The sequence below is a fragment of the Achromobacter sp. NCFB-sbj8-Ac1-l genome (assembly GCF_052695805.1).
Map to the genome: position 1 here is coordinate 4,541,303 of NZ_CP199812.1, position 19,453 is coordinate 4,560,755.

Sequence of the window (19,453 nt, forward strand, 5' to 3'; positions counted from 1 at the left end):
TCGGGATTGCCGGGATCGCATCCCTGCACCGGGACGCGCATACTGCATTCAAACGAACGTTTGAATTCAACCCGATGCAAGAACTCAGATCCTCCACGACTCGTGAATCCATCCTGGACACCGCCGAAGCCCTGTTCGCGCAGCAAGGCCATGACGGCACGTCCATGCGCCAGATCACCGGTGCGGCGGGCGTCAACCTGGCGTCCGTGAACTACCACTTCGGCTCCAAGGAATCGCTGGTGCAGGCCGTGCTCAAGCGGCGGCTTGAAATCCTCAACCGCGAACGCCTGCGCCTGCTCGACGAGCTCGAAGCCCAGGCCGGCGGCAAGCCGCTCAAGCCCTCGCAGATCGTCGATGCCTTTTTCGGCACCCTGCTGCGCCTGGCTGCCGACCCCGGCCAGGCCGGCAGTACCTTCCTGCCGCTGCTCGAACGCACCATGACGGACCCGTCCGACTTCATCCGTGCGCTCTTTGCCGAGGAATACGCCGATGTGCTCGAGCGCTACCGCAATGCGCTGTTCGCCGCCTTGCCCGACGTGCCGCGCGCCGAGATCGTGTGGCGCTTTCAATTCATGCTGGGCGCAACCTCCTACGCCATCATCGGCACCGACCTGCTGCGGTCGGTGACGGGCTGGACGCTGGACGAAGCCGAGCAACCCGACAACCCCGGCCTGCTGCTGCCCCGCCTGATGAGCTTTCTGCTCGGCGGATTGCGCGCGCCGTTGCCACCGCACTGCGCCACCTAGACCGAACGACGCACGCGGCAGGCCCACAAGAACATAGAGAAAGGAGACAAGGAAATGAACGCAGTCCTCATCGCGCTGGTCGTCATCGCGCTCCTGGTTGCCGTCCTGCTGGGCGTGCGCCCGATCAGGCGGGCCTTGCTGTCGGCCCCCATCTTCAATCTCTACCGCAAGGTGCTGCCGCAGATGTCGGACACCGAGCGCGATGCGCTGGAAGCCGGCACGGTCTGGTGGGAAGGCGAACTGTTCCGCGGCCGCCCCGACTGGAGCCGCCTGCTGGCCTATCCGCGCCCGCGCCTGACGGCCGAAGAACAAAGCTTCCTGGACAACCAGGCCGAAGAGGCCTGCCGCATGGTCAACGACTGGCGCGTCACGCAAGAACAATTCGACCTGCCCGCCGACGTCTGGACCTACCTGAAGCGCAACGGCTTCCTGGGCATGATCATCCCCAAGGAATACGGCGGCCTGGCGTTCTCGGCCTACGCCCATTCCGAAATCGTCACCAAGCTGTCGACGCGTTCGTCAGCGCTGGCCGTGTCCGTCATGGTGCCCAACTCGCTGGGCCCGGCCGAGCTGCTGCTGCACTACGGCACCGACGAACAGAAGAACCACTACCTGCCGCGCCTGGCTCGCGGCGAAGAGGTCCCCGCCTTTGCCCTGACCAGCCCCTGGGCCGGATCCGATGCCGCCGCCATCCCCGACAGCGGCATCGTCTGCAAGGGCGAATGGCAGGGCCGCGAAGTCATCGGCATGCGGGTCAGCTGGGACAAGCGCTACATCACGCTGGCGCCGGTCTGCACGCTGCTGGGCCTGGCGTTCCGCCTGTACGACCCGGACGGCCTGCTGGGCAGCAAGAAAGACCTGGGCATCACCTGCGCGCTGGTGCCGCACGACCACCCCGGCGTGGACACCGGCCGGCGCCACTTCCCGCTGAACGCGATGTTCATGAACGGCCCCACCCGTGGCCAGGACGTGTTCATGCCGCTGGACTTCATCATCGGCGGCCCGGCCATGGCGGGCCAGGGCTGGCGCATGCTGATGGAATGCCTGGCCGCCGGCCGCTCGATCTCGCTGCCGTCGTCCAACACCGGCATGTCCAAGCTGACGGCGCGCGCCGTGGGCGCCTATGCCCGCGTGCGCAGCCAGTTCCGCACCCCGGTCGGCAAGTTCGAAGGCGTGGAAGAAGCGCTGGCCCGCATCGGCGGCCACACCTACATGATGGACGCCGCCCGCAGCATGACAGCCGGCGCGGTGGACCTGGGCGAAAAGCCCTCGGTGGTGTCGGCCATCGTCAAATACCACGTCACCGAACGCGCGCGCCAGGTCGTCAACGACGGCATGGATGTGATCGGCGGCAAGGGCATCTGCCTGGGCCCGTCCAACTTCCTGGGCCGCGCCTACCAGCAGATTCCCATCGGCATCACCGTCGAAGGCGCCAACATCCTGACGCGCAGCCTGATCATCTTCGGCCAGGGCGCGATCCGCTGCCATCCCTACGTGCTGGCCGAGATGCAGGCGGCCCAATCGCCCGACCGCAAGCAGGGCCTGCAGGATTTCGACCGCGCCTTCTGGGGCCATGTCGGCTTCGTCGTGCGCAATAAGCTGCGCGCGCTGGGTACCTCGCTCACCGGCGGCCGCTGGATCGGCATCAATGCCGACGTGGCGCCCGAGATGAAGCGCTACTACCAGTTGCTCAGCCGGTATTCCGCCGCCTTCGCGCTACTGGCCGACACCTCGATGCTGGTGCTGGGCGGCAGCCTGAAGCGCCGCGAACGCCTGTCGGCGCGCCTGGGCGACATCCTGTCGCAGATGTACCTGGTCAGCGCCACGCTCAAGCGTTTCGAAGACGAAGGCCGCCAGGCCGCCGACGCGCCGCTGGCCCATTGGTCGATCCAGGACGCGCTGTTCCGGTTGCAGGAAGCCTTTGAAGGCGTGCTCGAAAACTACCCGAACCGCCTGGTGGCCTGGAGCCTGCGCCGCATCGTCTTCCCGTGGGGGCATGCACAATCGCTGCCGTCCGACCAACTGGGCCAGGACGTGGCGCGGCTGCTCATCAACCCGGGCGCCGCCCGCGACCGCCTGACCGCCGGCTGCCACCTGCCCGCCACCGCCGACGAGCCGGTCGGCGCGATCGAACTGGCGCTGGCCGCCACGCTGGACGCCGAGCCCATTGAATCGAAGATCCGCGAATTCGAGAAAAGCGGCGCGCTGGCAGGCAATCCGCAGGCCAATGTGCGCGACCTGGCCGACGCCGCGTTTGCCGCCGGTGGCATCACCGCCGAAGAATATGCGGTCGTCAAACGCCGGAACACCTTGCGCGATACCGTGGTGAAAGTGGATGATTTCCCCTTTGACTTCGGCATCACGGGTGCGGTCAAGCCGGCCGCCGAACGCAAAGCGGCCTGAGCCAGGGGGGATCGGATGGCATTCAAACCGGTATACGTGGTCGACGGCGCCCGCACGCCCTTCCTGAAGGCGCGCACGGGCCCCGGCCCGTTTTCGGCCGGCGACCTGGCCGTGCAGGCCGGCCGCAGCCTGCTGCTGCGCCAACCCTACGCGCCCACGGACCTGGACGAGGTCATCGTGGGCTGCGCCGCGCCTTCGCCCGACGAAATCAACATCGGCCGCGTCATCGCGCTGCGGCTGGGCTGCGGCGACAAAGTGCCCGGCTGGACCGTGATGCGCAACTGCGCTTCGGGCATGCAGGCGCTGGATTCGGCCATCGCCAACATCCAGACCGGCCGCTCGCAGCTGGTGCTGGCCGGCGGCGTCGACGCCCTGTCGCGCGCGCCGCTGCTGTTTTCCGACAACATGGTGCGCTGGCTGGCGGGCTGGTATGCGGCGCGTGGCATGGGCGCCAAGCTGGCCGCGCTGCGCCGCCTGCGCCTGCGCGACCTGGCGCCGGTGATCGGCCTGCTCAAGGGCCTGACGGACCCGGTGGTGGGCCTGTCCATGGGCCAGACTGCCGAGAATGTCGCCACCCGCTTCGGCATCAGCCGCCAGGCCATGGATGCCTATTCGGCGCAAAGCCATGCGCGCGCGCTGGCCGGTCGCGCCCATGGCGCCTTCGCCGAAATCGCGCCGCTGATCGACGCGCAAGGCAAGCCCTACCCCGACGACGACGGCGTGCGCGAAGACTCCACGCCCGAAAAGCTCGCCAAGCTCAAGCCCGTATTCGACAAGCCCTGGGGCAACATCACCGCCGGCAACAGCTCGCAGGTCACCGACGGCGCCGCGATGCTGGTGCTGGCATCCGAAGATGCCGTGCAGCGCTGGAACCTGCAACCGCTGGGCCGCATCCTGGACAGCCAGTGGGCCGGCCTGGACCCCGCGCAGATGGGACTGGGCCCGGTGCACGCGGCCACGCCCATCCTGCAACGCCACGGGCTGGGCCTGAATGACCTGGACTTGTGGGAAATCAACGAGGCCTTCGCCGCCCAGGTGCTAGGCTGCCTGGCGGCCTGGCAAGACGACGCCTACTGCCAGGAACACTTCGACACCCCCGCGTGGGGCGCGCTGGACCCTGCCCGCCTGAACGTGGACGGCGGCGCCATCGCCATCGGCCATCCGGTGGGCGCGTCAGGCGCCCGCATCGTGCTGCACCTGCTGGACGCGCTCAAGCAGCGCGGCGCCAAACGCGGCATGGCCGCGATCTGCATCGGCGGCGGCATGGGCGGAGCGATGCTGGTCGAAACACTGAACAAGGACCGCCAATGACCGCTCTGGAATCGCTTTCGCATTGGCGCCTGGAGCGCGACGCCGACGGCCTGGCGTGGCTGATCTTCGACCGCGCCGGCAGCGCGGTCAATGCCCTGTCGGCCGACACCATGGCCGAGCTGGCCACGGTGCTGGACGCGCTGGACGCCCAGCCGCCCAAGGGCCTGATCATTCGCTCGGGCAAGTCGTCGGGCTTCATCGTGGGCGCCGACGTCAATGAATTCGCTGAGCTCACCACGCCGGAACAGGGCCGTGCGCTGGTGGCGCGCGGCTGGAACCTGTTCAACCGCCTGGCCGCCGTGCGCTACCCGACGCTGGCCCTGATCCAGGGCCACTGCCTGGGCGGCGGCCTGGAACTGGCGCTGGCCTGCCGCTATCGGCTGGTCGAGGACGCGCCCGGCGCCTCGCTGGCGCTGCCCGAAGTGATGCTGGGCATCTTCCCCGGCTGGGGCGGCATGCTGCGCCTGGCCGACGTCATCGGCGCGCCCGCCGCGCTGGACATGATGCTGACCGGCCGCGGCGCCGACGCGCGCCGTGCCGCATCGCTGGGCCTGGTCGACGCCCGCGTGCCGCCGCGCCTGCTGCTGGCCGCAGCGCGCGCCACCGTGCTGTCGGGCAAGCCGCCGCGCCGCGCGCGCGGCCTGGGCGCCTGGCTGAACCGTTGGCCGCTCAAGGCCGTGGCCGCCAACCGCGCCCGCAAGCAGATCGCCGCCAAGGACCCGCAGGTGCACTACCCGGCCGCACCGGCCATCGTCGACATCTGGGAAAAACATGGCGGCAACGCCTTGCAGGCGCCGCAACTCATCGACGGCATCATCGCGTCCGACACCGCGCGCAACCTGCTGCGCGTCTTCCGCCTGCAGGAACGCCTGAAGGCCAATGGCCGCCAGGCGGGCGCGGCGCCCATCCGCCACGTGCACGTGGTGGGCGCGGGCGTGATGGGCGGCGACATCGCCGCCTGGTGCGCCTTCAAAGGCATGACCGTCACCTTGCAGGACCAGGACCTGGCCCGCATCGCCCCCGCCATCAAGCGCGCCGCCACGCTGTTCTCGCGCCGCCTGAAAGACCCGCGCGCGGCCCGCGCCGCCTTCGACCGGCTGGTGCCCGACCCTGCCGGCGGCGGCGTGCCGCTGGCCGACCTGGTCATCGAGGCCATCAGCGAACAGCCCGAGGCCAAGCGCGGCCTCTACCAGACGCTGGAGCCGCGCATGAAGGCCGACGCCCTGCTGGCCACCAATACGTCCAGCCTGTCGCTCGAAACGCTGCGCACCGGCCTCACCCACCCCGAGCGCCTGGTGGGCATCCACTTCTTCAACCCCGTGGCCAAGATGCCGCTGGTCGAAGTGGTGCACGCCGACGGCATCGCCGACGCCACGCTGGCCCGCGCCTGCGCCTTCGTCGGCCAGATCGGCAAGCTGGCCCTGCCCGTCAAGAGCGCGCCCGGCTTCCTGGTCAACGCGGTGCTGGCGCCCTACATGCTGCAAGCCATGCGCAGCGTAGACGAAGGCCTGTCGCCCGCCACGGTCGATGCGGCCATGGTGGCGTTCGGCATGCCGATGGGGCCGCTGGAACTGGCCGACACCGTGGGCCTGGACATCGCTCGCGCCGCCGGGCAGGAACTGGCCGGCGGCGCCGAGCCGCCGCGCTGCCTGGCCGAGCGGCTGGCGCGCGGCGACCTGGGCAAGAAAAGCGGCCGCGGCTTCTATGCCTGGCGCGATGGCAAGCCGGTCAAGGACAAGACAGACGCCGCCGGCGCACCGGCCGGCCTGGCCGAGCGCCTGATCCAGCCGTTGATCGATGCCACCCGCGAACGGGTCGATTCCGGCGTGGTGGCCGACGCCGACCTGGCCGACGCGGGCGTGATTTTTGGGACCGGGTTCGCACCGTTCACGGGCGGACCCCTGCATTACCAGAGCAGTCGCAGTACGTAGCACAGCAGACAACCGGCCATAGGACCCTTTACCCCTGAGCCGAATAGACCGGGACACGAGACCGGCAGTGCCATAGAGACACACTCATCCAACACGAGGAGGCAGTACCATGAGCAGACGTTCATTGTCCCTGAGCACCCTGTCGGCCATTGTGGTCGGCCTGGGCGCGACCAGCGCCGCCCACGGCGCCGGCTTTCAGCTCCTGGAGCAGAATGCCAGCGGCCTGGGCAACGCCTACGCGGGCTCGGCGGCAAATCCGGAAAACGCCAGCATCATCTACTACAACCCGGCAGGCATGACCTACCTGCCCGGCATCAACGTCTCGGGCGGCGTCAACCTGATCAAGCCCTCCTTCAAGTTCTCGGACAACGGCAACAGCCGCAACCCCACGGCGCTGGGCGGCACCCGCCCCACCGGCGGCGACGGCGGCGATGCCGGCAACCTGGGCGTCGTGCCCAACCTGTATGGCTCGTGGCAACTGAGCGAAAAATGGTTCATCGGCCTGGGCGTCGGCGCCCCCTTCGGCCTGATGACCGAATACGACAAGGGCTGGGAAGGCCAATACCACTCGAACAAGTTCGAGATCAAGACGATCAACGTCAACCCGTCGATCGCCTACAAGGTCAACGACAAGTTCTCGATGGGCTTCGGCGTGAACTGGCAGCACATCGACGCCAACTACAAGAAGAAGACGGTCGTGCCCGTGGCGCTGCCCGGCGGACGCACCCTCTTCACCAATGGCGATGCCGACCTGAACCTGAAGGGCGACGCGTGGGGCTGGAACGTGGGCTTCATGCTGCAACCCACCGAAGACACCCGCATCGGCCTGTCGTACCGTTCCAAGATCAAGCACACCGCCAAGGGCGATACCGACATCGACAACATCGGCCCCACCGGCCAGTCGGTGTCGTTCGATGCCAAGGCCTCGGTCGACCTGCCCGACACCCTGATCCTCAGCGCCACCCACCAGCTCAACGAGAAGTGGGAACTGCTGGGCGACATCTCGTGGACGGGCTGGAGCAGCATTCCCGACCTGAAGATCCGCAACTCGGGCACCGGCGCGCGCGATGACGACCTGCCGCTGAACTTCCGCGACACGTGGCGCATCGCCGTGGGTACGTCGTACAAGTTCGCGCCCGACTGGAAGTGGAAATTCGGCCTGGCCTACGACCAGTCGCCGGTCCACAAGGCCGAAGACCGCCCGACCTCGCTGCCCGACAACGACCGCTACTGGTTCTCGACGGGCGTGCAATGGCAGGCCACCAAGAGCACCACGCTCGACCTGGGCTACACCTATCTGTACCTGCGCAAGACGGACATCGACACCACGTCCGGCAACCAGCTGACCAAGGGCCGCGTCGCGGGCACCTATGACAGCAGCGGCCACATCTTCGGCCTGCAACTGTCGTCCCGCTTCTAGCCTTGCCCCGGGCGGCGGACGGGCCGGTCCCGCCTGCCGCCTGCATTTTCAGGAGACTTCCTTGAGCAAGTTCGTCGTCAAACACGTCGCCGTGCTGGGTGCCGGCGTCATGGGCGCGCAGATCGCCGCCCACCTGGCCAATGCCGGCGTGCCCGTCACGCTGTTCGATCTGGCGGCGCCCGAAGGCGACCGCAACGGCATCGTCAAGAAAGCGCTGGCCGGCCTGAAGAAACTCGAGCCCGCGCCGCTGGCCGTCGCCGCCCGCCTGGCCCTCATCACCCCGGCCAACTACGACGACCACATCGAGCGCCTGCGCGGCTGCGACCTGATCATCGAAGCGATCGCCGAGCGCATGGACTGGAAGACCGCGCTGTACGAGCGCATCGCCCCTCACGTCGCCCCTGGCGCCATCATCGCGTCCAACACGTCCGGCCTGTCGATCGACGCGCTGGCCAATGCCCTGCCCGCCTCGCTGCGCGAGCGCTTCTGCGGCATCCATTTCTTCAATCCGCCCCGCTACATGCGGCTGGTGGAGATCATCGCCACCTCGCACACCCAGCCTGCCGTGCTGGACGAGCTGGAAACCTGGCTCACGTCCACCCTGGGCAAGGGTGTCATCCGCGCGCTGGACACGCCCAACTTCGTGGCCAACCGCATCGGCGTGTTCTCGATCCTGGCTGCCATTCACCACACGCAGCGCCTGGGCCTGGGCTTTGACGAGGTCGATGCCCTGACCGGCCCCAGGATCGGCCGCCCCAAGAGCGCCACCTACCGCACCGCCGACGTGGTGGGCCTGGACACCCTGGCCCACGTGATCGGCACCATGGACAAGGGCCTGCCCGACGACCCGTGGCACCGCTATTTCACCCCGCCCGCGTGGCTGTCGGCGTTGATATCCAAGGGCGCGCTGGGCCAGAAGAGCGGCGCCGGCGTCTATCGCAAGGCGGGCCGCGACATCCTGGTGCTGGACCTGAAGGCGCAAGACTACCGGCCCAGTGCCGGCAAGCTGGCCGACGAAGTCGCCGCCCTGCTCAAGGAACGCGATCCGGCCAAGCGCTTTGCCGCGCTGCGCGCCAGCAGCCACCCGCAGGCCCAGTTCCTCTGGAGCCTGTTTCGCGACATATTCCACTACAGCGCCGTGCAGCTGGGCCAGGTGGCCGACAACGCACGCGACCTGGACCTGGCGATGCGCTGGGGCTTCGGCTGGGCGCAGGGCCCGTTCGAAACCTGGCAGGCCGCCGGCTGGCAGGACATTGCCCGCGCCGTGGCCGAGGACATCAAGGCCGGCCGCGCCATGAGCGACGCGCCGCTGCCGGCCTGGGCCCTGGAGCCCGACCGCAAGGGCGTGCACACGCCTGAAGGCTCGTATTCCGCCCGCAGCGGCACGCTGCATCCGCGTTCGGCGCTCCCGGTCTACCGGCGCCAGCTGTTCCCCGAGCGCGTGTTCGGCGAAGGCGCCGACGATCGCGGCGTCACCGTCTGGGAAAACGAAGGCGTGCGCCTGTGGAACCTGCCCGAGGTGGACGCCGGCATCGCCATCCTGTCGGTCACGTCCAAGAATCACACGCTGGGCGCCGAGGTGCTGGAAGGCATCCTGCAATCCGTCGCCCGCGCCGAACGCGACTTCGACGGCCTGGTGATCTGGCATGACGCCCCCTTCGCCGTGGGCGCCAACCTGCAACAGGTGGCCGAAGCCTGCGCCGCCGGCCAATGGGACATGCTGGAAGCCACCGTCGAGAAATTCCAGCGCACCTCGCAATCGTTCAAGTACGCGCAGATCCCCACCGTGGCGGCCGTGCAGGGCATGGCGCTGGGCGGCGGCTGCGAATTCCTGATGCATGCCTCGCACCGCGTGCTGGCGCTGGAAAGCTATATCGGCCTGGTCGAGGCCGGCGTGGGCCTGATTCCGGCCGGCGGCGGCAGCAAGGAATTCGCCGGCCGCGCGGCCGCCCTGGCTGCCAGGACCGCCACGCCCGGCGAGGTCTTCCCCTACCTGCAACCGGTGTTCCAGACCATCGCGATGGCGCAGGTCGCCAAGAGCGCGCGCGAGGCCGTCGACGCCGGCTTTGCCCGCGAACACGACATCGTGCTGTTCCACCCGGGCGAGCTGCTCTACGTGGCCATCGGCCAGGCGCGTGCCGCGGCCACCGCCGGCTACGTGCCGCCGCCGAAGTTCAAGGACATTCCCGTCGCCGGCCGCAACGGCATCGCCAACTTCGAGATGGTGCTGGTCAACATGCGCGAAGGCGGCATGATCAGCGCGCATGACTACCGCGTGGCGCGCAGCGCCGCCGTGGCCCTGTGCGGCGGCGAGGTCGAGACCGGCGCGAAGGTGGACGAAGAATGGCTGCTGGCGGTCGAGCGCAAGGAGTTCGTCGCGCTCTTGCGCACGCCTGAAACGCAAGCCCGCATCCGCCACACGCTCGACACCGGCAAGCCACTGCGAAATTGAGGAATTGACATGAGCAAGCAGATTCAAGAGGCCTACATCGTCGCCGCGACGCGCCTGCCGGTGGGCAAGCGCAACGGCGCCTACGCCACCACCCGGCCGGACGACCTGCTGGCCGCCGCGCTGAAGGGCGTGCTGGCCCAGACGCCGTGGCTGGATGCCGGCAGGATCGACGACGTCATCACCGGCTGCGCCATGCCGGAAGCCGAACAAGGCATGAACGTGGCGCGCATCGGGCTGTTGCTGGCGGGCCTGCCGCAAAGCGTGGCCGGCGTCACCGTCAACCGCTTCTGCGCGTCGGGCCTGCAGGCCGTGGCCGACGCCGCCGCCCGCATCCGCACCGGCGAAGCCGACATCATGATCGGCTCGGGCACCGAGTCCATGAGCGCCATGCCGCAGATCATGGGCAACAAGGTCTCGCTGAACCCGGCCATCTTCTCGAACCCCGAGAACATCGGCATGGCCTTCGGCATGGGCCTGACCGGCGAAAAGGTTGCCGAGCAATGGAAGGTGTCGCGCGAAGACCAGGATGCCTTCGCCCTGGCCTCGCAACAGAAAGCCAGCGCCGCCATCGCCGCCGGCCACTTCCGCGCCGAGACGACGCCGTTTGAAGTCGTGACCCGCCTGCCGGGCGGGTCCGATGGCAACGTGCATGAAACCCGCCGCCTGGTCGAGGTGGACGAAGGCCCGCGCCCCGACAGTTCCGCCGAGGCGCTGGCGCGCCTGAAACCGGTGTTTGCCGCGCGCGGCAGCGTCACGGCCGGCAACAGTTCGCAGATGTCCGACGGCGCCGCCGCCGTGGTGCTGGTGTCCGAGCGCGTGCTGCGCGAATTCAACCTCAGCCCGCTGGCGCGCTTTGTCGGTTTCGCGGTGGCCGGCGTACCGCCCGAAGTGATGGGCATCGGCCCCATGGCCGCCATCCCCAAGGTGCTGACCCGCGCCGGCATCCGCCAGGAAGACCTGGACTGGATCGAACTGAACGAGGCCTTTGCCGCCCAGTCGCTGGCGGTGATCCGCGAACTCAAGCTCGACCCGGCCAAGGTCAACCCGCTGGGCGGCGCCATCGCGCTGGGCCATCCGCTGGGCGCCACCGGCGCGATCCGCACCGCCACGCTCACCCACGGCCTGCGCCGCACCGGCGGCAAGTACGGGTTGGTGACCATGTGCATCGGCACCGGCATGGGCGCGGCCGGCCTGTTCGAGGCCCTGTAAGCCGGTGAAGCCCTATTGGTTCAAACGGCTATCGCCGGCCTGGCGCGCACGCCTGATGCGGGTGGGATTCAACCTGCATCCGGCGTTTCGCGCCACCGGCGGCCGGGTGTTGCACGTGTCGCCGGATTTCCAGCACATCCGCATCAAGCTGCCGCTGCTGCGGCGCACGCGCAACATCGTAGGGTCCATGTACGGCGGCTCGCTGTTCGCGGTGACCGACGGCGCCCATCCCACCATGCTGATGGCCGCGCTGGGCGCGGACCACATCGTGTGGGACAAGGCGGCGTCCATCCGCTACCGCAAGCCCGCCTACACCACGCTGTACGTGGACTTCCGGCTACCGCCGGGAGAAATCGCGGAGATACGCAGGATTCTTGCGCAGCACCACGAGACCACCCGGACGTACACCGTGGAATTGAAGGACAAGGACGGCGTCGTCTACGCCGTCGTGGAACGCACGATCTACATCGCCGACAAGAAGTACTACAAGCAGAAAACGACTGGAGGAGACCCATGCGTGACATCTCTGGAGGGCGAGCCACCGCCCTGAGCCTTATCCTGGCCGCCTGCCTGGCAGGCGCCCCGGCGCTGGCCGCCGACCTGGACGTGGCCGGCGTGCGCGTGCCGGCGCAGTTGTCCGAAGGCGGCCATACGCTGGTGCTGAACGGCGCCGGCGTGCGCACCAAGTTCGTGGTCAAGGTCTATGTCGCGGCGCTGTACGCCAGCGCCAGCAGCCAGGACGCCGCGGCCTTGATCAACAGCAACGAACCGCGCCGCATGCGGCTGCAACTCTTGCGCGATGTCGACAGCAAGAGCCTGGACGCCGCGTTGCAGGAGGGATTGCGCGACAATACCCCCAAGGCGGAACTCGCCGCCCTGCAAGGGTCTGCCGGCCGCCTGTCTGCCCTGATGGCCGAGATCGGCTCGGCCCGCGAAGGCGATGTCATCGACCTGGATTTCGATGCCCGCGGCGTCTCGGTCACCGACAACGGCAAGCCGCGCGGCCGCATCGACGACCCGGCCTTTGCCCGCGCGCTGCTGCGGGTCTGGCTGGGCGACCACCCGGCACAGTCTTCCCTGAAGAAAGCCCTACTGGGAACTCCGTAAAGATGGAACGAATCTGGCAAAAGAGCTACCCGCCGGGCGTGCCCGCGGAAATCGACCTGGACCCGGCGGCCACGCTGGTATCGATCGCCCGCGACAGCTGCCGGCGCTTCGCCGACAAGACCGCGTATATCAGCATGGGCAAGTCGCTGACGTACGGCGAACTGGACCGCCTGACGCGCGACTTCGCCGCCTGGCTGCATGCCAACGGGTTGCGCAAGGGCGACCGCGTGGCGCTGATGATGCCCAACCTGCTGCAGTACCCGGTCTGCCTGTTCGGCGCGCTGCGCGCGGGCTGCATCGTGGTCAACTGCAACCCGCTGTACACGGCGCATGAACTGGAACACCAGCTGGCCGACTCGGGCGCGCGCGCCATCGTGGTGGCCGACAACTTCGCCGCCACGCTGCAAAAGGCCTTGCCCGACACGGCGGTCGAACACGTGCTGGTCACGTCCATCGGTGAACTGCTCGGCCCCGTCAAGGGCCGGCTGGTCGACTTCGTGGTGAGCCGGGTCAAGCGCATGGTGCCCGCCTGGTCGATTCCCCAGGCGCTGCGGCTGGGCGACGCGCTGCGCGCGGGCCGCGACGCCCCGTTCGACGAAGTGAGCTTGACGCAGGACGACCTGGCCTGCCTGCAATACACCGGCGGCACCACGGGCGTCGCCAAGGCGGCCATGCTCACGCACGGCAATCTGGCCGCCAACGTCACCCAGGCCTATACCTGGGTGCGCCCGCTGGTCAAGGAAGGGCAGGAATGCATCGTCACCGCGCTGCCGCTCTACCATATCTTCGCGTTGACGGCGAACTGCCTGACCTTCATGAAGATCGGCGCCAGCAACCTGCTCATCATCAACCCGCGCGACATTCCGGGCCTGGTCAAGGAAATGGCCAAGGTGCCGTTCAGCGCCTTCACCGGCGTGAACACGCTGTTCAATGCGCTGCTGAACAATGCCGAATTCGCCAAGCTGGATTTTTCGCGGCTGCGGCTGACGATGGGCGGCGGCATGGCCGTGCAGCGCGCCGTGGCGGACCGCTGGCTGGCCGTCACCGGCAAGTCGCTGGCGCAGGCCTATGGCCTGACCGAAACCTCGCCGGCCGTCACGATCAACCCGCTGGACGTCCAGGTGTTCACCGGGTCCATCGGCCTGCCGGTGCCGTCCACGGATCTGTCCATCCGCAATGACGACGGCCAGGAACTGGGCGTGGGCGAAACCGGTGAAATCTGCGTGCGCGGCCCGCAGGTCACGCAGGGCTACTGGAACCGGCCGGACGAGACCGCGCTGGTGATGTACCCCGACGGCTTCCTGCGCACGGGCGACATCGGCTACGTCGACGAGACCGGCTACGTCTACCTGATCGACCGCAAGAAAGACATGATCCTGGTGTCGGGCTTCAACGTCTATCCCAACGAGGTCGAGGACGCGGCCGCGCTGCACCCCGGCGTGCGCGAGGTGGCGGCCATCGGCGTGCCCGACGAACGCTCGGGCGAAGCCGTCAAGCTGTACGTGATCCGCAAGGATCCCAACCTGGACGCCGAAACGCTGATCGCGCATTGCCGCACCCAGCTGACCGGCTACAAGGTGCCGCGCTACGTCGAGTTCCGCGACGACCTGCCACGCACCAACGTGGGCAAGATCCTGCGGCGCGAGCTCAAGCCGGCCGCCCAGCCGCAGAAGGACACGGCCGGCGCCTAGCGGCCGGCGCGGGAGGCGTCGCCAGGCTGCGGCCTGGCGACGCCCGCTTCACCACTGCCCGAAGAACACCCCGGCGCGCTTGTGCGCGTTGGTGCCGCGCTCGACCGCGTCGTCGGCGATCGTGGTGCGGCGCTTGCCGCGCAGCATCCAGTCCAGCAGACGCTGGCGCAATTCGGCGCGCACGGCCGCATGCGCGCTGCTGGTGCCCAGGTCCTGGAATTCGTCGGGGTCCGCGTGCAGGTCGTACAGTTGTTCGGGCTCGTCCAGCCAATGCACGTAGCGCCAGCGGTCGGTGCGCACGGACCAGGCGCGCGCATTCTGCGGCGTCTTGCCACGCAACAGCCGCGCCTGGCGAAAGCTGTAGTCCAGCTCCGAAAACACGCAGTCGCGCCACGGCGCGTTGGCCGCACGGCCGTGCAGCACGGACTGCAATTCGCGCCCTTCCAGGCGGTGCCAGGGCCGCTCCACGTCCAGCGCGCGCAGCACCGTGGGCACCAGGTCCACGCTTTCCACCATGTCGGCCAGCGCCTGGCCGCGGGTGGCATCGGCCGCGGCCGATGGGTCCATCACGATGAACGGCACCCGCTGCACGGTGTCGTAGAACAGTTCCTTCTCGCCCAGCCAGTGGTCGCCCAGGAAATCGCCGTGGTCGGCCGTGAACACGATCAGCGTGTTCCGCATCAGGCCGGCGCCTTCCATGTAGTCGAACAGTCGGCCCAGATGGTCGTCCAGCTGGCGGATCAGGCCCTGGTAGGCGGGCCGCACCACGCGCACGCACTCGTCGGACGAGAAGCTGACGCTTTCCTCATGCTGGCGGTAGGCCGCCACCACGGGATGCGCGTTGGCCAGCTCCTCGCGGTTGCGGCGCACCGGCAGGCATTGATCGGCCGTGTAGCGCGCATGGTAGGGCGCCGGCGCCATGTAGGGCCAGTGCGGCTTCACGTAGCTCAGGTGCAGCACCCAGGGCTGGTCGCCGCGGCGCTTCATGAAATCCAGCGCCTGGTCGGTCATGTAGGCGGTTTCGGAATGCGGCTCGGCCACACGCGCCGGCAGGTGCACGTTGCGCATGTTCCAGCCGCTGGCCACGCGGCCTTGCGCGTCGACCCCGGCAATGACGTAGTCCGTCCAGGGGTCGGGGCTGTCGTAGCCCTGGCTGCGCAGGAAGGCGGGGTAGCCGCTTTCCTTGCCCGGTTCGTGATGGCCGTCGTAGCGGTCCGCTTCGATGAAGCCGCCGCGCGACAGCAGCGCGCCCAATTCAGAGCCGCCGTCGATGGACAGGCGTTCCATGCCGGCCCGGTCGGGGATGACGTGCGTCTTGCCCGCCAGCACCAGGTCGCGCCCCTGCCCGTCCAGGTACTCGCCCAGCGTGATCTCGTTGATGGACAGCGGCACCCGGTTCCAGGTGGCGCCGTGGCGCGACGGGTAGCGGCCCGTGTAGTAGCTCATGCGAGACGGCCCGCACACGCCCGAATTGACGAACGCCCGCTCGAAGCGCGCGCCGCGCGCGGCCAGCGCGTCCAGGCTGGGCGTTTTCAGGCAGGGATGGCCATAGCAGCTCAGGTGGTCGGCCCGCAGCTGGTCGGCCATGATGAACAACACATTCTGCACCGTGCTCATCGGCGTTCGCTCCTATTGGGTGGCCGTGAAGCCGGACGCGCGCACCACCGGCTCCCATTGCTTGCGGTAGGCGTCCAGTGCGCCCGCGGTGGCGGCGGCGTCGGCCGAGACCGGCTCCAGGTACGACTCGCGCACCGCCTGCTGCATGGCCGGTTCGCGCATCAGCGCGGCGATGTCCGCGCCCAGGCGCTCGGCCTTGGCCGGCGCCATCGACGAGGATGCAAAGAACGCGTTCCAGCCGTCGGCCGCCAGGTCCACCCCGGCTTCGCGGAACGTCGGCACGTCGGCCAGGTCGGCGTCGCGCGCGTCGCCCGAGGTCGCCAGGATGCGGATCTTGCCGGCGCGATGCTGCGGCAGCAGCGTATCCAGCGTGTCGACGGCCTGCGGCAGGATGCCGCCGATCAGTTCGGAGATCAGCGGCGCCGAGCCGCGGTAGCCGACCACCTCGGGCTCCTGCCCGATCTCGCGGCCCAGCATCAGCGCAAAGAAGTGCGGCAGGCTGCCGGTGGCCGGCACGCCCACCGTGAACTGGCGCGGATGCTCCTGCAGCCACTGGCGCAGCCCCGCCACGTCGCGGATGGACGAGCTGGCCGGCACCGCCAGCGCGAACTTGTAGCGGCTGACCAGCGACACCGGTTTGAAATCTCGGCGGGCGTCGTAGCCCGGTTCGGCATAGACCAGCGGCGCCACCACCATGACGGCGGGGTTGGCCAGCATCAGCACATTCTGGCGGGCGGCCAGGGCATGCAGCCCCTGGGCCGCGATGCGGCCGCCGGCGCCGGTCTTGTTTTCCACCACCACCGTCACGCCCAGGCGGTCTTTCAGGCGGTCGGCCACCAGCCGCGCGACGCGGTCGGAACTGCCGCCGGGCGGATAGCCCACCACGATGGTCAGCGCGCCGTCCAGCGGCGCGGACTGGGCACAGGCCGGGGCGGCTGCAACCGCCGCGAGCGCCGCGAAGGCGGCGCCGGATATCCATTTACGCACGGTAATCTCCTTGGCGACAGCGGCCCCGCTGTCGGTTATGGTTCTTGTGGCTAGCACAGGCCCGTAGACAGGCGAGACGACTGTAGCGCCGCGAAGATTGCTTGATCTAATCCAGTACCTGGCATAACGATATGACCCCTCGAGAACCCGTCGAATACCCGCTGGCCGAGATGCTGATGTACCGGCTCTACCAGGCCTGGTCGCAATCCAACCCTGTTTTCGTGCGCCTGTGCGAAGGCCGCTTCGGCATCACCCGGCGCGAATGGCGCCTCCTGGCCTGTGCGGTGGAAGGCGGCATCATGACGTCGGCCGAACTGGCCGCCGCCGCCAAGCTGGACCTGGCGCGCACCTCGCGCACGCTGGGCGCGCTGTGCGAAAAAGGCTGGCTGCGGCGCCTGCCCGACAGCGCCGACCGCCGCGTGGTGCGCATCGAAGCCACCGAACACGGCCTGAACCGCTATCGCGCCCTGCTGCCCGAGGTGCTGCGCCTGAACGACCTGCTGGTGCAGGACCTGGACGCGGCCGAGATCGCCCAGCTGCGCGACCTGCTGGCCCGCATCGAACAGCGTGGCCGGCGCATGGCGCAGGACAACATCGTGTCTGAAAAGGCCAGCCGGCGCGAAGGCGGAACACGGCGCGCGCAATACACCTGACGGCGCGGACCGCCTTTATTTTTCAGGGGTTTCCCTGATACGCTTGGCCGGCCTCTTCTTGTGGACCTGCCATGCCCGGCGACAAACCGAATCCCGTTTTCCGTTACTTCGAGAACCTGGTCGACCCGTTTCGCGACGCCCCGGACGTGACGCCACCCGGGCGGGTCCTGCGGTTCTATGCCTATTACCTGCTGCAGGTCTGGCCGATCTTCGTCGTGCTGCTGCTGGTGGGCCTGGCCGGCGCGCTGGTGGAAGTGGCGCTGTTCAGCTTCCTGGCCGACCTGGTCGACATGGCGCAGCACACCGCGCCCGCCGACTTCTTCCGCGAACATGCCTACACACTGGCCTGGATGGCCTTCGTGGTGATGGTGCTGCGGCCCCTGTCCATCGGCCTGCACGACCTGCTGGCGCACCAGACCATCTCGCCCAGCCTGACCACGCTGGTGCGCTGGCAGAACCACCGCTACGTGCTGAACCAGGGCCTGGCGTTCTTTCACAACGACTTCGCCGGCCGGGTCGCCAACCGGGTGCTGCAAACCGGCTACTCGCTGCGCGACTCCGCCGTGCAGTCGGTGGACGCCCTGTGGCACGTGATCCTGTATGCCGCCAGCGCGCTGTACCTGTTCGCCGAGGCCGACTGGCGCCTGGTCATCCCGCTGGTGCTGTGGATCGGCATCTATTGCTGCATGCTAGCCTATTTCGTGCCGCGCATGCAGGCGCGCGCGGTGATCGCCTCGGAAGCGCGGTCCAAGCTGATGGGCCGCATCGTCGACGGCTACACCAATATCTCCACCCTCAAGCTGTTCGCCCATACCCGCCAGGAAGAGGACTACGCCCGCCAGGCCATGACCGAGCAGACGGAAAAGCAGCGTCTGTCGACCCGCGTCATCACGGCGATGGACGTGTCCATCAACACGCTCAACGGCGTGCTGATCGTGGCCACGGCGGGCCTGGCGCTGTGGCTCTGGAGCATCGGCAGCATCAGCCTGGGCGCCATCACGCTGGCCATGGGCCTGGTGATCCGCATCAACAACATGTCGGCCTGGATCATGTGGGAGGTCAACGGCATTTCCGAAAACGTCGGCATGGTGCAGGACGGCCTGGCCACTATCTCGCAGCCGCGCCAGGTGGTGGATGCGCCCGACGCCCAGCCGCTGCGCATCACCCGGGGCGAGGTGCGCTTTGACGACATGTCGTTCCACTACGGCAGCGGTCGCGAGATCATCTCGCACCTGGACCTGACCGTGCGCTCGGGCGAAAAGATCGGCCTGATCGGCCCGTCCGGCGCCGGCAAGTCCACCCTGGTCAACGTGCTGCTGCGCCTGTACGACCTGGAAGGCGGCCGCATCCTGGTCGACGGCCAGGACATCGCCCACGTCACCCAGGCCAGCCTGCGCTCGCAGATCGGCGTGGTCACGCAGGACACCTCGCTGCTGCACCGGTCCATCCGCGACAACCTGCTGTACGGCCGGCCCGGCGCCACCGACGCGCAAGTGCGGGACGCCATCCGCCGCGCCCGCGCCGACGAATTCATCGACGCCCTGGTCGACGGCGATGGCCGCCGCGGCCTGGACGCCCATGTCGGCGAACGCGGCGTGAAGCTGTCGGGCGGCCAGCGCCAGCGCATCGCCATTGCCCGCGTGCTGCTCAAGGACGCGCCCATCCTGATCCTGGACGAGGCCACTTCGGCGCTGGATTCCGAGGTCGAAGCCGCCATCCAGGAAAGCCTGGAAACGCTGATGCAGGGCAAGACCGTCATCGCCATCGCGCACCGCCTGTCCACCATCGCCCGCATGGACCGGCTGGTGGTGCTGGACCACGGCAAGATCGTCGAGTCGGGCACCCACGCCAGCCTGGTGGCGCAGGGCGGCTTGTACGCGCGGCTGTGGAGCCACCAGACGGGCGGCTTCGTGGGGCTGGATTGAC

The 19,453-nt window shown here is 68.5% G+C and carries 14 protein-coding genes; 12 read left to right on the forward strand and 2 right to left on the reverse strand.

Annotated features, from left to right (window positions below):
* Positions 1-74: 74 nt before the first annotated feature.
* The 10 genes from ACUDP5_RS20720 to ACUDP5_RS20765 all read left to right on the forward strand — a co-directional run bounded on the left by ACUDP5_RS20720 (position 75) and on the right by ACUDP5_RS20765 (position 14,270).
* Positions 75-746 carry a TetR/AcrR family transcriptional regulator gene (locus tag ACUDP5_RS20720; RefSeq protein ID WP_263915376.1) on the forward strand — a complete coding sequence of 224 codons (672 nt, stop codon included), beginning with the start codon at positions 75-77 and terminating at the stop codon, positions 744-746.
* Positions 747-800: 54 nt separating this feature from the next.
* Positions 801-3,149, forward strand: a complete 2,349-nt coding sequence (locus tag ACUDP5_RS20725; RefSeq protein WP_445657081.1) for an acyl-CoA dehydrogenase — start codon at positions 801-803, stop codon at positions 3,147-3,149.
* Positions 3,150-3,164: 15 nt separating this feature from the next.
* The gene (locus ACUDP5_RS20730) at positions 3,165-4,460 is read left to right on the forward strand and encodes an acetyl-CoA C-acetyltransferase (protein ID WP_445657082.1); all 1,296 of its coding nucleotides are present in this window, start codon (positions 3,165-3,167) and stop codon (positions 4,458-4,460) included.
* The gene (locus tag ACUDP5_RS20735) at positions 4,457-6,391 is read left to right on the forward strand and encodes a 3-hydroxyacyl-CoA dehydrogenase NAD-binding domain-containing protein (RefSeq protein ID WP_445657083.1); all 1,935 of its coding nucleotides are present in this window, start codon (positions 4,457-4,459) and stop codon (positions 6,389-6,391) included. Before ACUDP5_RS20730 ends, ACUDP5_RS20735 begins: the two co-directional genes overlap by 4 nt.
* 109 nt (positions 6,392-6,500) lie before the next feature.
* Positions 6,501-7,811: an outer membrane protein transport protein gene (locus ACUDP5_RS20740; protein WP_263915380.1), complete on the forward strand. Its 1,311-nt coding sequence runs from the start codon at positions 6,501-6,503 to the stop codon at positions 7,809-7,811.
* 61 nt (positions 7,812-7,872) lie between these two features.
* Positions 7,873-10,263 (forward strand): 3-hydroxyacyl-CoA dehydrogenase/enoyl-CoA hydratase family protein, encoded by a 2,391-nt coding sequence (locus ACUDP5_RS20745; RefSeq protein WP_445657084.1) that lies wholly within the window; start codon positions 7,873-7,875, stop codon positions 10,261-10,263.
* 9 nt (positions 10,264-10,272) lie between these two features.
* A complete protein-coding gene (locus ACUDP5_RS20750; RefSeq protein ID WP_445657085.1) occupies positions 10,273-11,472 on the forward strand; it encodes an acetyl-CoA C-acyltransferase in 1,200 nt (399 codons plus the stop codon).
* A gap of 4 nt (positions 11,473-11,476) precedes the next feature.
* Complete coding sequence (locus ACUDP5_RS20755; protein WP_263915383.1) at positions 11,477-12,022, forward strand: DUF4442 domain-containing protein; 546 nt, start codon at positions 11,477-11,479, stop codon at positions 12,020-12,022.
* Entirely contained in the window at positions 11,986-12,579 is a 594-nt protein-coding gene (locus tag ACUDP5_RS20760) for a chalcone isomerase family protein (RefSeq protein ID WP_445657086.1), read from the forward strand. Before ACUDP5_RS20755 ends, ACUDP5_RS20760 begins: the two co-directional genes overlap by 37 nt.
* 2 nt (positions 12,580-12,581) lie before the next feature.
* Entirely contained in the window at positions 12,582-14,270 is a 1,689-nt protein-coding gene (locus ACUDP5_RS20765; protein ID WP_445657087.1) for an AMP-binding protein, read from the forward strand.
* 48 nt (positions 14,271-14,318) lie between these two features.
* On the opposite strand, the gene ACUDP5_RS20770 is transcribed toward ACUDP5_RS20765, so the two are convergent.
* The gene (locus ACUDP5_RS20770; protein WP_263915386.1) at positions 14,319-15,887 is read right to left on the reverse strand and encodes a sulfatase-like hydrolase/transferase; all 1,569 of its coding nucleotides are present in this window, start codon (positions 15,885-15,887) and stop codon (positions 14,319-14,321) included.
* A gap of 12 nt (positions 15,888-15,899) precedes the next feature.
* Positions 15,900-16,862 carry a tripartite tricarboxylate transporter substrate-binding protein gene (locus ACUDP5_RS20775; protein WP_263915399.1) on the reverse strand — a complete coding sequence of 321 codons (963 nt, stop codon included), beginning with the start codon at positions 16,860-16,862 and terminating at the stop codon, positions 15,900-15,902.
* Positions 16,863-17,005: 143 nt separating this feature from the next.
* Between ACUDP5_RS20775 and ACUDP5_RS20780 the strand changes: the two genes are divergently transcribed.
* Positions 17,006-17,527 (forward strand): MarR family winged helix-turn-helix transcriptional regulator, encoded by a 522-nt coding sequence (locus ACUDP5_RS20780; RefSeq protein WP_445657088.1) that lies wholly within the window; start codon positions 17,006-17,008, stop codon positions 17,525-17,527.
* A gap of 71 nt (positions 17,528-17,598) precedes the next feature.
* On the forward strand, positions 17,599-19,452 hold the full coding sequence (locus ACUDP5_RS20785; RefSeq protein ID WP_263915388.1) for an ABC transporter ATP-binding protein/permease: 1,854 nt from the start codon (positions 17,599-17,601) through the stop codon (positions 19,450-19,452).
* Position 19,453 lies beyond the last annotated feature (1 nt).

Coding starts and splice junctions, on each gene's coding strand:
- ACUDP5_RS20720 (WP_263915376.1), top strand. CDS start 75: ATGCAAGAACTCAGATCCTCCACGACTCGTGAATCCATCCTGGACACC.
- ACUDP5_RS20725 (WP_445657081.1), top strand. CDS start 801: ATGAACGCAGTCCTCATCGCGCTGGTCGTCATCGCGCTCCTGGTTGCC.
- ACUDP5_RS20730 (WP_445657082.1), top strand. CDS start 3,165: ATGGCATTCAAACCGGTATACGTGGTCGACGGCGCCCGCACGCCCTTC.
- ACUDP5_RS20735 (WP_445657083.1), top strand. CDS start 4,457: ATGACCGCTCTGGAATCGCTTTCGCATTGGCGCCTGGAGCGCGACGCC.
- ACUDP5_RS20740 (WP_263915380.1), top strand. CDS start 6,501: ATGAGCAGACGTTCATTGTCCCTGAGCACCCTGTCGGCCATTGTGGTC.
- ACUDP5_RS20750 (WP_445657085.1), top strand. CDS start 10,273: ATGAGCAAGCAGATTCAAGAGGCCTACATCGTCGCCGCGACGCGCCTG.
- ACUDP5_RS20760 (WP_445657086.1), top strand. CDS start 11,986: ATGCGTGACATCTCTGGAGGGCGAGCCACCGCCCTGAGCCTTATCCTG.
- ACUDP5_RS20765 (WP_445657087.1), top strand. CDS start 12,582: ATGGAACGAATCTGGCAAAAGAGCTACCCGCCGGGCGTGCCCGCGGAA.
- ACUDP5_RS20770 (WP_263915386.1), bottom strand. CDS start 15,887: ATGAGCACGGTGCAGAATGTGTTGTTCATCATGGCCGACCAGCTGCGG.
- ACUDP5_RS20780 (WP_445657088.1), top strand. CDS start 17,006: ATGACCCCTCGAGAACCCGTCGAATACCCGCTGGCCGAGATGCTGATG.
- ACUDP5_RS20785 (WP_263915388.1), top strand. CDS start 17,599: ATGCCCGGCGACAAACCGAATCCCGTTTTCCGTTACTTCGAGAACCTG.